This window comes from Rhodococcus sp. GQ147 (assembly GCF_059759155.1).
Genome location: NZ_JCAXDU010000007.1, coordinates 170,020 through 186,100, shown reverse-complemented (window position 1 = coordinate 186,100; position 16,081 = coordinate 170,020). Strand labels below are relative to the sequence as shown.

Below are 16,081 nucleotides of genomic sequence, written 5' to 3'. Positions count from 1 at the left end.
TTCTTCGTTCAGCTCCTCGAGGCCTCGATGTCGGCCAGCTTGCGGGTCAGGTCTTCCCCCACCTTCGAGATGTACGGCTCGTCGACGATCTGCAGGTGATCGCCGCCGACGTGCACGACCTCGAGATCCGCGACGACCTCGCCCCACCCACCGTCGGGCAGCCGGGTCCCGAAGGCCGGCTCGAGATCGATCGCGTCGTCGTGATACTTGTCGGCCATGTACAGCACGACCTTGCCGTCGTAGGGCAGCAGCTCCGCGGTCTGGATGGCGCGGTTGTCGAGCCACGACGTGCGCTGGTGCTCGATGATGCCGCCGGGGATCTGCGCCCCGCTCAGCTCGAGCAGACCCATCAGGATGCCGATCTGCTCCTCGTCGCTGCCGGCCTCGGCCAGCAGGTCGTAGGGCAGCGGCGCGTCGACCCCGTAGGTCTTCTTCGCGAACGCCGAGTAACGCTGCCAGCGCTTGCGGATCTCGTCGGGCGTGTCCTCGACCTTCTCACCGGCCATGACGGTGTCGATGAGGCCGACGAGACGCACGTCCTTGTCCTCCTCGCGGAGCAGACGGGCCACCGCGTAGGCCAGGACACCGCCGAGCGACCAGCCGCACAGCACGTACGGGCCGTCGCCCTGGATCTCCTTGATGAGCGGCAGGTACGCCTGTGCGCGGGTGTCGATCGGGCCCTCGGTGCGCTCGAAACCGAACACCGGGGTGTGCGCGGGCAGGCGGCGCAGCAGCGGCTCGTACGCGACCGTCGAACCACCCGCGGGGTGGAAGACGAAGACCGGCACGGTGTCCGATCCCTCGGCGCGGGGCCGCAGGGTGCGCACGAGTCCGTCGATGCGATCGGCGGATTCGAGATGCTGACGGACGGTCTCGGCGAGCTGCTCGACGGTCGGGGCGGAGAGCACGTCGTCGACGGTGATCTCACCCTCGGCCCGCTCGGTCAGCCGTGCCGCGAGCTTCTCGGCGACATCGCGGTCGAGCTTCGGCAACGGGTTGAAGATGCCCTTGGCCGACTTGCCCGTGACCACGGCCCACGAGGCGAAGGTCAACCGTTCCGCGGCGTCGCGCGGCGGCACGTCGACACCGCTCGACTCCTGCTCGGGCTCGGCCGTCTCGGGCGCGGTCTGCGCTTCGGCTTCGGCTTCGGCTTCGGCTTCGGCTTCGGCGAGAATCTGCTCGGCCTCGCCCACCGCGGTGGTGTCCTCGACCTCGGGAAGATCGTCCTGCTCCGCAGCGGCGGCGCGTTCGGCCGCCTTCTCGGCGGCCTGCTGCTCGGCGAGCTGCGCGATCTCCTCGCGGTTCTCGACGGCGTATCGCAGGTACTTCGCGACGTCGCGCAGGCTCGCGTCCTTGACCGCCGACAGCTGCAGCTGCGGGATGTCGAACTCGTACTCGACGCGGTTCTTGATGCGGACCGCCATGAGCGAGTCGAGGCCCAGCTCGATGAGCGGGATCTCGGCGGGCAGATCCTCGGGCGCATAACCCATGGACTCGGCGACGATCAGCGTCAGGCGGTCGTCGAGGCTCTGCGATCCGTTGGGATCCCACTGGTCGCCGAACGACTCGACGACCTCGGGAAGCTCCTCGGCCTGCGCGGCCGGCTTCGCGGCCACCGCGACGGGCGCGGGCAGCGGCTCACCGGAGGTGACGACACCCTCGTGGACGAGCGTGAAACCGTCGCCGGTGTTCGCGTGCACCTGCAGTGACGCGCCACCCGGGTGCCGGGTGAGCGTCGTGGTGAGGGTGCCGGTCGCGGGGACGTCGGTGTGCGGGATGGACGCGGTGAGCGTGACATCGGACAGCACCTGCGAGGCCGCCGCGACGACCAGCTCGGCCGCATCGGTGACGGCGGATGCCTGCACCTCCCACACGTAGCGGCCGTCGGGCAGTGCGACCCGGGCGCCGGGCGCGCGGCCGTTGCCGGAGGTGCCGATGCTGGCGTCGACCCAGTACGGCTTGCGCAGGAAGGCGGTGCGCGGCAGGTCGGCGTAGTCGCCTTCCGGCAGCAACGTCTTCAGATCGACGGACTGCCCGTGCACGTACAACTGCGCGAGCGCGGTCAGCACACCGAGGGACTCGTCCTCCTTGCGCTTGAGCGTCTGGATGAACTGGCCGTCCTGCACACCGGCGTCGAAGGCCGTCGCCGCGACCGACATGAGCGTCGCGGGGTTGGCGTTGAGCTCGGCGAAGGTGGTGTGCCCGTCGGACAGCGCCTGCCGGATCGCCTGCGTGAAGTACACGCTGTGGCGCATGCCCTTGGTCCAGTACTCCACGTCGTGGATGCCCTCGTGACCTGCACGGTAGAGGGTCTCCTGATCGACCGACGAGTACAGGTCGACCTTCAGACGGTGCGGTTCGATGCCGGCGAGCTCGGCCGCGAGCTCGCCGAGGATCGGATCGACCTGCGAGGTGTGGCTCGCACCCTTGGTCTGCAGGACCCGGGCGAACTTCTCCTCGGCCTCGGCACGCGCGACGATCGCGTTGACCTGCTCCTGCGGGCCACCGATGACGGTGTGCGTCGGCGCCGCGTAGACGCAGACCTCGAGCTGCGGGAAGTCGGGCAGCACGTCGGTGATCTCGGCGGCGCTGTACTCGACGAGCGCCATGAGGCGGATGTCGTCGCCGGTCAGGCCGGATTCGGCCTCACCCATCAGACGCGAACGCGAGCAGATGACGCGCACGGCGTCCTCGAGCGAGAGTCCGCCCGAGATGTAGGCGCCGGCGGCCTCACCCATCGAGTGGCCGACGACCGCGGCGGGCTCGGCACCGTGGTGGCGCAGCAGCGCGGCGAGACCGATCTGGATCGTGAAGATGCCGACCTGCGCCGTCTCGACGTCGTAGTCCTGCGCGTCGTCGAGGAACTTCTCCTTCATGGAGTAGCCCGACTCGTCGTAGATCAGCTCGTCGACCTCGTCGACGGCCGCCGCGAAGACCGGGTTCTCCAGGTACAGCTGCTTGGCCATTTTGCGGTGCTGGGCACCGAAGCCGGAGAGCACCCACACCGCGCCCTTGGAGGCGGGAGCGTCGGCGGTGAACACGCCCTGCGCGGGCTTGCCGGCGGCGACGGCACGCAGACCGGCGATCGCCTCACCGTGGTTGCTCGCCACGACGATCGCGCGGGACCGGCCGTGGTTGCGACGAGCGAGCGTGCGGGCGACGTCGGCGAGCGGCGTCGTGCTGCCCTTCTCGGTCTCGAGCCAGTCGGCGAGATCGGCGGCGGCACGGCGGCGACGCGACGGCATCGCAGCGGAGATGGCGAGCAGGACGGGCAGCTCGCGGGTCTGCTCGGTCGTCTCCGCGGCGGGGATCTCCTCCGGCAGGACCTCGACCTCGGCCTCGGACGCTTCGAGCCCCTCGGGGCCGGTGTACTCGCGCACGACGACGTGCGCGTTCGTGCCACCGAAACCGAAGCCGGATACACCGGCGACGGCGCGACCGGTGTAGCGCGGCCACTTCGCGCCCTCGGGGATGACCTTCAGGTGCGCGCTGTCGAACGGGATGTACGGGTTGGGCGCGGTGTAGTTGAGCGTCGGGGGCAGCTGATCGTTCTGCATCGCGAGAACGACCTTGATGAGACCGGCCGCACCCGCGGCGGACTCGAGGTGACCGAAGTTGGTCTTGGCCGAACCGAGCAGGACCGGCTTGTCGTCCTCGCGGCCACGACCGACGACGCGGCCGAGCGCGTCGGCCTCGATCGGGTCGCCGAGCACCGTGCCGGTGCCGTGCGCCTCGATGTAGTCGACACCGGACGGCAGGATCTGCGCGTCGCGGTAGGCGCGGCGCAGCACGTCGACCTGCGCTTCGGGGTTGGGAGCGGCCAGGCCGTTGGAGCGGCCGTCCTGGTTGACGGCCGAACCGGCGATCACCGCGAGGATGTCGTCGCCGTCGCGCTCGGCGTCCTCGAGACGCTTGAGCACGACGAGACCCCCGCCCTCGGCGCGGATCATGCCGTCGGCGTCGGCGGAGAACGCCTTGATGCGGCCGTCGGGTGCCATCACGCCGAGTTCGTCGAAGCCGAGGGTGCCGGCCGGGGCGAGCAGCATGTTGACGCCACCGGCGAGGGCGACGTCGGCTTCGCCGTTACGCAGCGCACGTACGGCCTGGTGCACGGCGACCAGCGACGACGAGCACGCCGTGTCGAGCGTGACCGACGGGCCGTGGAAGTCGTAGAAGTACGACACGCGGTTCGCGATGACCGCGGTGGAGGTGCCGGTGAGCGCGTAGGGATGCGCTGCGGACGGATCACCGACCGCGAGGAGCATGTAGTCGCTCGCCGAGCTGCCGATGAACACACCGACCGAGCCGCCCTTGAGGTCGCTCGGCGGGATGTGCGCGTGCTCGAGTGCTTCCCAGGTCAGCTCCAGCGCGAGGCGCTGTTGCGGGTCGACCATCTCGACCTCGCGCGGCGACATCGCGAAGAACTCGGCGTCGAAGCCCTTGACGTCGTCGAGGTAGCCGCCCCTGGTGTTGGCGTTGCGGATCGACTCCCACACGGCGGGATCGTTCTCGAACTCCGACCAGCGGCCCTCGGGCAGATCGGAGATGCCGTCGCGTCCGGACGCGAGCAGCTCCCACATCTGTTCGGGGGTGTCGACGTGGCCCGGCAAACGGGTGGACAGACCGACGATGGCGACGTCCTTCGAACCCGCCGCGGCACCGACCGTGTACAGGGCGGAGTCGTCCTCGGCGGGTGCCTCGGGCTCACCTTCGATGATGCGCGTCGCGAGCGACGCGATCGTCGGGTGCTGGTAGGCGATCGTCGCGTTGAGGGTGACACCGAGGAGTTCCTCGATCTCACCCGCCATGGCGACGGCGTCCCGGGAGGACAGCCCGAACTCCTCCATCGGACGATCGTCCGAGATCTGGGAGACCGGCTGCCCGGTCGCGTCGGCGATCCAGTTGCGCAGCCATTCGCGCAGCTGCGCAACCGTCATTTCAGTGTCAGACATCAACCCACCACGCTACCCGGGAAAGAGGACATTCGTTCTTACACGCTGTCCGGGAAGGCCTGCTGCTGGTAACCACCACGCAGCGTTCCCTCGACATATGCGGTCTTGCACGCCCGACGCGCGATCTTTCCGCTGGACGTACGGGGGATCGAACCGGCCGGCACGAGCAGCACGTCGCGGGCGGTGACACCGTGCCGGGACGAGATCGCGGCACGTACCGCGTCGGCGATCGGTTGCGGATCGGCCTTGCCGGCGCCGGGAGCGCGCTCGGCGACGATCACGAGCTGCTCCGACGAATCGTCGGCATCGAACTGCAGGCCGGAGGCGTCGTTGTCGAACACCTCGCGCGGCAGCTGGTTGGCCGGCACCGCGAACGCCGCGACGAAGCCGGGACGCAGCGCGGAGCTGGCCTCCTGCGCCGAGAACTCGAGGTCCTGCGGGTAGTGGTTGCGGCCGTCGACGATCACGAGGTCCTTGACGCGACCGGTGATGTAGAGCTCGCCGTCGATGTAGACGCCGTAGTCGCCGGTGCGCAGCCACTTGCTGTCGTCCGGAGTGCCCTCGGCGTGGCTGCCCTCGGCCAGACGCTTGGTGATGCGGTTGTGGAAGGTGTTGTCGGTCTCTTCCTTGCGACCCCAGTAGCCGATGCCCATGTTCTCGCCGTGCAGCCAGATCTCGCCGACCTGCTCGTCGGGCATCTCGGTGCCGGTCTCGGCGTCGACGATCGCGGCCCACTGGCTGCGTGCGACGTAACCGCAGGAGACCTGCGGGATGGCGTTCTCGGCATCGGGCTCGACGCGCATGACCCGGCCCGCGTTGAGTGCGGTGCGGTCGACGTAGATGACCTTCGCCTCGTCGCTGTGACGGGTGGAGGAGACGAACAGGGTGGCCTCGGCCATGCCGTAGGACGGCTTGATCGCCGTGCGGGGCAGACCGTAGGGCCCGAATGCCTCGTTGAACTTGCGCATCGACGACGTGGTGACCGGCTCGCTGCCGTTGATCAGGCCGATGACGTTGCTCAGGTCGAGTTCTTCGCCCGGCTTGGGGACCGCGCGTGCCGCAGCGTGCTCGAACGCGAAGTTCGGGGCGGCGGCGAAGGTGCCGGCACCGTCGGAGACGGCGGCGAGCTCGCGGATCCAGCGGCTCGGCCGGGCCACGAAGGCACGCGGGCTCATGATGGTGATGTACTTGCCGCCGACCGCGGGCAGGATCACCGTGAGCAGGCCCATGTCGTGGAACAGCGGCAGCCAGGTCACGCCGCGCGACGACTCGTCGAGCTCGATGGAGTCGGCCATCTGGATGACGTTGGTGAGCACCGAGCGGTGAGTGATCTCGACGCCGGCGGGAACGCGGGTCGAGCCGGAGGTGTACTGCAGGTACGCGATGTCGTCGGTGCCGATGGGCGGCCGGTTCCAGGACTCGGCGACCGAGTCGGGGATGGCGTCGACGGCGATCACGCGGGGACGCTGCGCAGCGGGGAGCGGGCGGAAGAACTGCCGCACGCCGGCCGCGGACGAGGTGGCGGTGAGGATCGCGCTGGGGGTGCAGTCGCCGAGAACGGCGTGCAGGCGATCGGTGTGGCCGGGCTCGTCGGGATCGAACAGCGGCACGGCGATGGTGCCGGCGTAGATCGCGGCGAAGAAGGACACGACGTAGTCGAGGCCCTGCGGAGCGAGGATCGCGACGCGGTCGCCGGGAGCGGTGACCTGTTGCAGGCGCGCGGCGATGGCCTTGATGCGCACGCCGAACTGATCCCAGGTCAGCTCGTGCACCTCGCCGTCGCGTTCCCGCGAGTAGTCGATGTACCGGTAGGCGAGGTCGTCACCGTTTGAAGCGAAGTTCCCCTCGAGGTGATCGAGCAGGGTCTGCCCTTCAGGCAGCCTGATCCGCCCGTTCTCATCGATGAACTCTTCGAACCCGACGCTCAATTCCTTCTCCCTGTCGAAGCGATCCCACAACCACTCGACATGGTTGCGCCACTAACTTTTCCTCCGCGCCGGCGGATCGTCGTACCGATACCGCCCCCCACGGCTTCCGGCGGTCCGTTCCTCGAACGTGTCCATCGACCCCAGATCACGAATATGTTACAGATCGGCATCACGCGCACCCACGCAAAGTGCGGTCGCCGGGAAGAACGCTTCCCCTCGCACACGGGAAACACAAAGATACGACATGGTCGTCTTCACACACACATTCCGCGCCCGTCGAACGAGACGAGCACACGATCCGATTGTGTGCGAGGGTTTTTCGACGCCGACACCGACCGACGGTGCAACCCGCCGCCCTCTGCTGCCCAGGATCGGCGCCCCGGTACGTACGCCCGACCGAGGCGAGAGCTCGTGACAAGGATCATTCCCGGTCGCGGGCCGTCGCTACGCCCCCGGAGGGGGCCGGCCGTTCGCCGTGCCGTCACTGGCACCATGAACCTCTTCTCCTGTGGCAGTCGTCGTGCGCCACGATCCCGGACGGCCGGGCCGCAGCCGAGGGATGAGTCTAAAGGCAGCCCGTCTTTCGAGTGTACCGGGTGGTGAGATCGGACACTACCGGCGAGTAATATGTGGGAGGGTTCACTCGGACCCGAACCTCCCCCGCGTGCAGCGACGGCCGCACCTCATTCTTCTGCGGGTTCCGGTGCGGCATCGATCTTCTCCGCCGCCCAGTTCGCGATCCACTGCGTCGCGGTCGTGCCGTTCTCGTCCACGACGTAGGTGTTGTACATCGCGTGGATCGGGTTGTTGACGTACTCGAGCAGGCGCGGAGCGGCCGACATCCAGTTGGCGGGATTCAGCGCGTTCGGTGGTGCGTCACAGATACTGTCCGTGGGCGCGCAGATTTGGATCGTGCGGTCGTCGAGCTCCCCGAAGCCACCGGGACGCGCGCCGGTCATCGTGATCCCCGGCAGCCGCAGGCCGTCGAGCGACAGTTCGGCGCCCACTCCGGCGACGGGCGCACCGATGTCGGTGCCCGAGACCCCGTCGCGGCGACCGTCGGCAACGAGTGCGACACCGAGCACCCGGTCGGCGGGGACCGGGCCGTTGCCGGCACCGATCTGCGCGGCGACGTCGCCCACGATCACGGCGCCCTGCGAGAAACCGGTGAGCACGTAGGTGGTCAGCGGGCACTCGGCCGAGCGTCGCGCGAGGATGTCGGTGGTGGCCGCGAATCCCTCACTGCGGCTGTTGTTGTAGGACTGCTGGCCGTCCGGCGGGATCGCGATGGGGTTCGAGAACTGCGCGACGTACGGCACCGTGTAGACATCGGCGCGTTGGGCATCGAAACGCTCCTGCAGCGGCCTCGTCACGTTGAGCATGAGCGAGTACGGGTTCGCGGCCGGAGCGTACGGATCGTCGCCCACCGCGGACTCCCAGGTGCCCGGCACCGCGACGACCTGCACGTCGGGGCACGAGGCCGGCTGCGACTGCGGCTCCTCCGGCCCGGGCGGGGTAGGAATCGGCGACGGGATGTCCAGCCGCCCCGCGAGCATGTACCAGAGCACCAGCACGATCGCCAGGACGAGCAGCGCCCCCACGACCACGATCCTGCGTCCGCGACGCTGCTTCGTCCTGACCATTCGTGCTGTCCCCGCGTTCCCTAGTTGCAGTACGTCTCGCCGGCGACGGCGATGTACGTGTCGGCCGTCGAGGAGGCCTGATCCTCCGACAACTCGACACCACCGGCTGCAGCATCACTACCCACGAGCGCGGTCACGAACACCTTGATCTCCTCCGGCGACCCGCCCTGCGCCTGGGCGCTGCAGATGTAGTCGGCGATGTTCACCGCGCCGGTCTCGTCGCTGGGCTCGACGCCCTCGGCGCGGAGACCGTCGAGGAAGGCCTGTGCGCCGGGCGTGGGAGCGGGTGCCGCCCCCGTGGCCTCTCCGGCATCGTCGTCTCCGGCAGCGGGCGAGGACGGAGCCGGGGACGCCTCGCTCGTCTCGGTCTCGCCCGTGGTCTCGGCCCCGGCTGCGCCGGGGGATGTCTCGGCCGCGGAGGTCGATGTCGACGCCGAGGTTTCCGTGGCGGCAGACGTCGTCGGCGTGTTCGTCGCGGTGGAGTCGTCGCTTCCGCACGCGGAGAGAACGGCCGTGGCGGTCAGTGCCGCAGCGAGGGCGCCGAGGACTCGGGTCGAGCGTGAGCGGGTCCGTGCAGGCATGTGGTGGGGTCCTCACATCCGGGATGTCGGTCGAACTTGGTCAGATGCGCCCCAGGCTACAGAGCGGCCCGTGCGGCCGGTAGGAGCGTCCCTCCTCCCCCGGTTACACGGGCCGACCCTGCTGTCGTTCGGTTACGGCTGCAGCTTCACTTCGTCGCCGTCGAGGGTGATGAAGCCGTTCTGAAAGTTCTGCTGGACACCCTTGCCGTCCACGGCCGGGAACTCGTCGCTGATCGGCAGGCCCAGACGTCCTTCGGCACCCTTCTCGGCGAGCCACGCCTCGAGGATCTTGCCGCGGACCGGCCAGGCACCGGTGAGCGGGCTCCAGTAGATGTTGCCGTGCTGAAACTCGTTGAAGCGACCGTCACGCCCTGCGGGCTGCTCGCTGGCCGTCGGGTAGCCCAGGACTCCCGTCTCGTAGCCGAGCTGGGAGTACTTGTCGAGGATCATGCCCTGCACGCCGTGGGCGCCGGTGTCCTCGCCCCAATACATGGCGCCGATCTCGAAGCCCTGGACCGCGCCGCGGCCGTCGGGGGTCGCCGCCTCGTCGAGGATCGGGTAGCCGAGCGGTCCGCCCTCCCAGCCCTGGTTCTTCCATTCCTCGAAGATCTTTCCGCGGACCGCGTGGGCGCCGTGCTCGGGCGTCCAGTAGATCGCGCCGTTCCGGAAATGGTTGAACCGTCCGCGTCCGTCGGGTGCGACGCGTTCCTCGGTGGTCGGATAGCCGAGCTGCCCGGCCGGACCGCCGACACCCTGGTAGGCGCCGCCGATCGCACCCGCGACCGGCACCGTCGTGCCGTCGGACGAGAAGACGCGGCCGAGGCGGAAGTCCTGCACCTTGCCACCGGCGACGTCGTATTCACCGGTGAGGCAGTCGCCGAGCCAACCGTTCACGTTCGCCACATCGCCGAAGGCGCCGGTGGGGTTGCACTCGGGCTTGTCGACCTCGACCCCGAGGGTGTTGGCGAGCTGCGGCCACAGCTGGTGCAGTTCGAACTCCCAGTACTTCCACGTGTGGGTGCCCGACGGCCGGTACACGATCTGGGCGGGGATGCCCTGCTTCTCGAGCTTCGTCGCGAACGCCTGCGAGGTGAGGCGCGAGAGGATCTCGAGGCCCATGCCGGCGTAGTTGGTGCTGACCCCGGGGATGCCCGACGGATCGTCGTGGGGGCCGGTGGTGCCGCTGCCGCTCGAGACGTACAGGCTCACGCCCTTGAGCTTGTCGGCGAGCAGGTAGGGATCGTGCGACTCCCAGCCCTCGGAGCCGGGCGCACCCCACATCGCCTCGGAGTCGAAACCACCGGCGTCCTGCATCGCGTAGTGGATGGCCTCGGGCATGCCGAGGGTGGTCGTGGTGAGGATGCCGGACAACGACGCCGCGAACTGCGCGAAGCCCGGGTTGCGGGCGGGTAGGAACATCGCGGCGGTACCGCCCATCGACAGGCCGACGACGCCACGCTTGTCGGTGGTACGCCAGTCGCGTTCGAGCAGCGGAGGGAGCTCCTTCGTCAGGAAGGTCTCCCACTTGTAGTTCTGTCCGTTGTTCTGATCGATCCAGTCGGAGTAGAAGCTCGACTGGCCGCCCACCGGCAGCACGACGTTGACGTTCTTGTCGGCGAAGAACGCCTCCGCATCGGTCTCGAGCGTCCACCCGTTCTCGTCGTCGCGCGCGCGCATGCCGTCGAGCATGAACACCGACGGGAACTTCGCGTCGGGCTTGCTGTTCCAGTCGCGCGCGAGCAGCAGCTGCACCTGGATCGGCGTCCCCATCGACGGCGAGTCGATCCACAGAGCGACGCGGCGATCGGTGAGCCAATCGACAGAGCGGACGGTCGCACCGGCAGTGCTCGTCGGGCCGGACTGGGCGATGAGCGGATCGGCGGTAGCCACCGAGACGGTGGTCAGACCTGCGGCGACGGGCGCGACGAGGGCTGCGGCGATCAGTGCGAGCGCACGGGATCTTCTGCGCCGCGCACCCGCGACGCGAGCCGCTCTCCTGCTCGGCCCCGTCCGTCGCTCACCGTGCTCGAGCTCAGTTCGCATCTGCATCGCTCACTTTCTGCGTTGCCGGATTTCCTGCCGAAGTGCGGCTTCGGGTGGACCGCGACGGCGGCAGTGGCAGGGCGCCCGGCTGGGTATGCCGACTCGGGATACCGGAGTCCCGGATGTTGTTTCTACACCGGCGGCACCCGGAATCGCGGGTGCCGCGCTGTGACAGGTGAGAAAATTGTTGCAGAAAGTTACGACGCCGCCCACTCACCGGATCGGTGAGCGGGCGGCGTCGTTGCTAGCAGTGCGTACCGGAGATCAGAACGCGTTCAGCGCCTCGAGGATCTGCGGGCGTGCCTTCCACAGCTGATCCTCCCAGTACTTCCATGCGTGCGTGCCGCGCGCCGGGAAGTCGAAGGTAGCCGGGATGCCGAGCGTCGCCAGCTTGAGCTGGAACGCGCGGGTCTGGGCGAGGGACAGCGCCTCGAGCGCCATGCCGTTGGCGGTGTTGTAGTAGCCGACGAAGCCCTGCGGGTTGTCGTGCTCACCGGGCAGACCGCTGGCGGCCGAGATGTACAGCGACAGACCCTCGAGCTTCGGAGCGAAGACGAACGGGTCGTTGCGCAGCCACGCCGGGCTCCACGGCGGGCCCCACATCGAGTCGACGTTGAACCGGCCGGCGTCGAGCATCGCCACGCGGATGGCCTCACGCATGCCGGGAGCCGACAGGTTCAGGTAGCCGGACAACGACGACGCGAACTTGAACTGGTCGCGGTGGTAGGCGGCCAGGGTCAGGGCGGCGGAACCGCCCATCGACAGGCCGAGAATGCCGTTGTTGTTGCGCGACACGCCACGGGTGGCGAGATAGTCGGGCAGCTGCTCCGTCAGGAACGTCTCCCACTTGTAGGTGATGTCCTGGCCGTTCAGGTTGGACGGCGCGTACCAGTCGGTGTAGAAGCTCGACTGTCCACCGACCGGCATGATCAGGCTGACGTTGTCGTTCGCGAACTGCTGCAGGGCGTTCGTCTCGAAAGTCCAGGCGTTCGCGTCGTCCCGAGCGCGCAGGCCGTCGAGCATGTAGAGCGCCGCGTCGCCACCGCGCGCAGCCCACTGGATCTGAACCTTGATCGGGCCCATGTCGGACTCGACGAAGACCTCTTCGAAGCCCCCTGCAGGCGCGCGGTGCGAGACCGGCGCTCCCTGCGCCGGCGCGGCGACGGCGGCGGTGGTTCCGACGAGGCCGGCAGCCACGGGGAGGACCAGAGCTGCGGCGGCGGTGCCGAGCAGTCGCCGTCGAAGGCCCTGCCTCAACCTCGGGACAAAACGCATGAACAATGCTCTCTTTCTCGTCTGCGGCGTCCGCGTTCGCGTCCCCCGGATTCCGGCGATGACGACCGCGGAAGGCCGCCCCAAGTCACACTGCGGTCAAAACTGTAAAGGACCGCGTGATCTCTGACAAACCCTGGTTTCAACAGCTCTTGGGCACCTCTTGACCTATAGGTCAAGCACGCGCTGCCGGAATGTTACCTATCCGTGATGCGTCGTGATCCTATCGAGACAGTCGAAGGGGGCCAAGTTGATCTCGGTGTCCGGCCGTCACCCCCGCGGCGGTGGCATCGGCAGGTCACAGCGCTGGATCTCGTACTTCGGCACCCGTTCGATCCGGTACGAGGCGTAGTCGAACGCGTTGCGCAGGTTCCTCTTGAACAGTGCCCACGTGAGTTCGGCGCTCGAGGAATCGATCATCTCCCGGGTCTCGGGACAGGTCAGCGCGGTCTTCGCCATCGCGACCCAGTCCTCGTCGAGATAGCCCGGCATCCACGGATGGACGTCGACCATGCCCGAATCGGCGACCACCCAGTCGGGGAACAGGATCTTGTCATGGCCGATCCGGCCGTCCTCGAGACGCTCGGTGTGCGCGGCGAGCGGGTAGGCCAGGCCCATCTGGTCGACGACCCGCACGTCCAGACCGGTGTTCATGCTGGTCATGCCCAGGTTCAGGAAGAACACCGTGTGCCCGGCACCGCCCGGTGGGATGGGCTCGGGTGGCGGCACGACGTCCCACGCGTCGAAGGAGGGGGTCGGCAGCAGCAGCCCGCCGTTCGGGGTGTTCGCGATGGCCTCGACCATGGCCCGCATACGTGGGTAGTCGAGATAGTCCTCGGCCAGGATGGGATGCAGATGCCCGGTGTTGAGGGCGTAGAAGGCGCGCTCGTCGACGATGCCGGATCGGCCCACCACGGCGCCCTCGGTCATGCCGGTCGTGTTGGCCGCGGCGGCCGTCCACACGACGGTGCCCAGCCACAGCACGGCCAACGCACCCGCGACCTGCGTCGGCCGGTTGTTGCCGAGCTCCGCCCGGTCCGGGATCCGCAGCGGGACGACGGCGACGGGCAGGAGCAGGCAGAACAGCGGCGGCAGGAGGACGCGGCCGTGCATGAAATCGCCGCCCACACGCAGCGAGTACAGCGCGAGCAGCACACCGGAGCCGAGGAACAGCACGACGACGGCGGTCGGCGTGCGCAACAGCTTCTGCGCCCAGGTCAGCGTGGCCCGCACGTCGCGCGGATCGGGACGCGCCGCCGCTGCGGTGAGGCCCACCACCTCACGGCTGGTCGCGAGGACGAGCGCGGCGAGGACCGCGAGGACCAGCAGCGGCAGCCACAGCAGGTACGGCGAGACGAGGTTGCCGAGATATTCGAGGCCCTGCGACCACTTGGCACCACCGGCGTCCTTGGCGACCGCGGTGTTGGGATAGGGCAGTCCGTAATAGCCCATGCGCCAGATCTGGTAACCGATCGGGATCATCCCGGCGACCGCGACCATCGCGACCCGGATGCGCAGGTCGAGGCCGGGCGCGAGGAACAGCATCGCGAGTGCGAGCACCGCGACCAGCGCGAGTTCGGGTCGCACGAGCGGGCCGAGTCCGGCGACGAACGCCGTGGCGAGGATCTGCCCGGTACCCGGGAGCGATCCGTCCCCTCCCGGCGTGGGGGTCGCCCACCGGGCCATGAGCAGCCACAGCAGGCCGAGCCAGCAGATCACCAGGCAGGACTCGAGGCCCGAGGTGGCGAAGTCGCGGGCCGGGGGCACCGCGATGTAGACGAGGACACCGGCGGGCAGGAGCAGCACGGTGCCCGTGGTGGCGCGCAGTCGCCACCGGTACAGGCGTGCGGCGCCGAGCATGGCGAGGACGATCGCGCCCGTCGACAACACGAGCGCGATCGTGAGCACCACGTATTCGAGGCGGAGGCCGGTGAGCCATCCGCCCGCGTAGACGATGTACGTCCACGCGGTGGAGGTGTTGGCCTCCACGCGCTCCCCCGCGTTGAACACCGGCCCGTTGCCGGCGAGGAGGTTGCGCACGGTTCGCAGGACGATGAGACCGTCGTCGGCGATCCAGCGCCGCTCCCACGCTCCCCAGAACATCAGGAACGCGGAGACGACCACACCCGCGGCGAACACACCGCCGGTGAGGCGGTCACGCCGAACGGGCCCGACCGTACTGGACGGTCCGGCCTCGGTGTCGTGGACGCCGTGCACGACGTCAGAAGAGGTAGACAGCACCGCCGACCACCAGGATCCACACCACTGCGAGCAACTGCAGCACCCGGTCCTTCAGGGCGATCTCCTCGGGTTCGCCGGCTTCACCGCCGTCGACGTCGACCGCGTAGCGCAGGATGGCGACGACGAACGGGACCATCGAGATGGCGTACCAGTTGGAACCGGCCACGTTGTCCTGTTCGAACGCCCACAGGCCGTAGCAGAGCACGACCGCCGTCGCCGCGACGGTCCACACGAACCGCAGGTAGGTCTCGGTGTAGTACTCGAGCGACTTGCGGATCTTCGCGCCGGTGCGGGTTGCGAGGCGCAACTCGGCGTACCGTTTGCCGGCCGCCATGAACAGCGACCCGAACGCCATGATCAGCAGGAACCACTGCGACAGCGGGATCTCGGCGGCCACGCCACCGGCGATGGCACGGATCAAGAAGCCCGACGAGACGATGCAGATGTCGAGCACGGCCTGGTGCTTGAGCCCGAAGCAGTACGCGAGCTGGATGCCGATGTACACCGCCATGACGACGGCGAGCTGCCAGTTCGCGATGAACGACAGCGCGATCGAGCCGACGAGCAGCACCGTCGCGAGGATGTACGCGAGTCGCACCGGGAGCACGCCGGCCGCGATGGGCCGGAACCGCTTGGTGGGGTGTGCACGGTCGGCTTCGACGTCCATCGCGTCGTTGACGAGGTAGATGCCCGAGGCGGCCATACAGAAGACGACGAAGGCGAGCGCGACGGGCAGCAGCACGTCGACCTGGGTGACCGAGCCGGCCGCCATCGGGGCCGCGAGCACCAGGACGTTCTTCACCCACTGTCGGGGACGGACCGCCTTGACGATCCCGGCGCCCAGGCTCTTGGGCGCCTCCTTGACGGGCGCCGGTTCCTCGCTCATCGATCTCCCCACTTCGTCTCTGCCCGCGCCACGACGGCCGCGGACGCCGCACCGAGTGCCGCACCCGCCAGTACATCCGTCGGATAGTGCACGCCCAGCACCAGGCGGGACAGCATCATGGGCGGCACGAGCACCGCGGGAAAGGGTAGCCCGGTGGTGCGGGCGAGTAGCACGGCCGCCGCAGTCGTGGACGTCACATGCGACGACGGGAAGCTCAGCCGGCTCGGCGTGGACACGTTGACCTGCACCGTCGGGTCCACCGGCCGCGGACGGCGCACGACCCGCTTGATGACGACGGACGCCGCGTGGGCACCGAACGCGCCGACCGCCACGCTCGCCCACTTGCGGCGACGGGGACGGTCGACGAGGGCGCCGGCGGCGCCGATCGCGATCCAGCCGAGAGCGTGCTCACCGAAGTGCGACATGCCGCGGGCGATCGTCGTCGCTGCGGGTACGGCACCGGCGGTGGCCTGGACGGTCTGCAGCACCCGCACCTCGGTGTCGGTGCTCTTCCAGTGACGTGCAGCCGCAGTGC

The 16,081-nt window shown here is 68.8% G+C and carries 9 protein-coding genes; all 9 read right to left on the bottom strand.

The features are described from left to right. Positions 1-8: 8 nt before the first annotated feature. The 9 genes from pks13 to AC6CID_RS10825 all read right to left on the bottom strand — a co-directional run bounded on the left by pks13 (position 9) and on the right by AC6CID_RS10825 (position 16,040). Positions 9-4,937, bottom strand: coding sequence for a polyketide synthase Pks13 (pks13, locus tag AC6CID_RS10865; RefSeq protein WP_498353955.1), 4,929 nt, complete (start codon positions 4,935-4,937; stop codon positions 9-11). A gap of 53 nt (positions 4,938-4,990) precedes the next feature. Further along, positions 4,991-6,880, bottom strand: a complete 1,890-nt coding sequence (fadD32, locus tag AC6CID_RS10860) for a long-chain-fatty-acid--AMP ligase FadD32 (RefSeq protein ID WP_006553446.1) — start codon at positions 6,878-6,880, stop codon at positions 4,991-4,993. Positions 6,881-7,563: 683 nt separating this feature from the next. Further along, the gene (locus AC6CID_RS10855; RefSeq protein ID WP_006553445.1) at positions 7,564-8,523 is read right to left on the bottom strand and encodes a cutinase family protein; all 960 of its coding nucleotides are present in this window, start codon (positions 8,521-8,523) and stop codon (positions 7,564-7,566) included. Between the two features lie 20 nt (positions 8,524-8,543). Then, positions 8,544-9,104: a DUF732 domain-containing protein gene (locus AC6CID_RS10850; RefSeq protein WP_231781294.1), complete on the bottom strand. Its 561-nt coding sequence runs from the start codon at positions 9,102-9,104 to the stop codon at positions 8,544-8,546. A 132-nt stretch (positions 9,105-9,236) separates the two neighbouring features. Next, the gene (locus AC6CID_RS10845) at positions 9,237-11,153 is read right to left on the bottom strand and encodes an alpha/beta hydrolase-fold protein (RefSeq protein WP_498353941.1); all 1,917 of its coding nucleotides are present in this window, start codon (positions 11,151-11,153) and stop codon (positions 9,237-9,239) included. A 258-nt stretch (positions 11,154-11,411) separates the two neighbouring features. Beyond that, positions 11,412-12,422, bottom strand: coding sequence for an alpha/beta hydrolase (locus AC6CID_RS10840; protein ID WP_006553442.1), 1,011 nt, complete (start codon positions 12,420-12,422; stop codon positions 11,412-11,414). A 267-nt stretch (positions 12,423-12,689) separates the two neighbouring features. Continuing rightward, positions 12,690-14,636 (bottom strand): arabinofuranosyltransferase AftB family protein, encoded by a 1,947-nt coding sequence (locus AC6CID_RS10835; protein WP_282189489.1) that lies wholly within the window; start codon positions 14,634-14,636, stop codon positions 12,690-12,692. 4 nt (positions 14,637-14,640) lie between these two features. Further along, entirely contained in the window at positions 14,641-15,546 is a 906-nt protein-coding gene (locus tag AC6CID_RS10830) for a decaprenyl-phosphate phosphoribosyltransferase (protein ID WP_033097846.1), read from the bottom strand. Beyond that, positions 15,543-16,040, bottom strand: coding sequence for a phosphatase PAP2 family protein (locus AC6CID_RS10825; RefSeq protein ID WP_024102673.1), 498 nt, complete (start codon positions 16,038-16,040; stop codon positions 15,543-15,545). Before AC6CID_RS10825 ends, AC6CID_RS10830 begins: the two co-directional genes overlap by 4 nt. Positions 16,041-16,081: the final 41 nt, after the last annotated feature.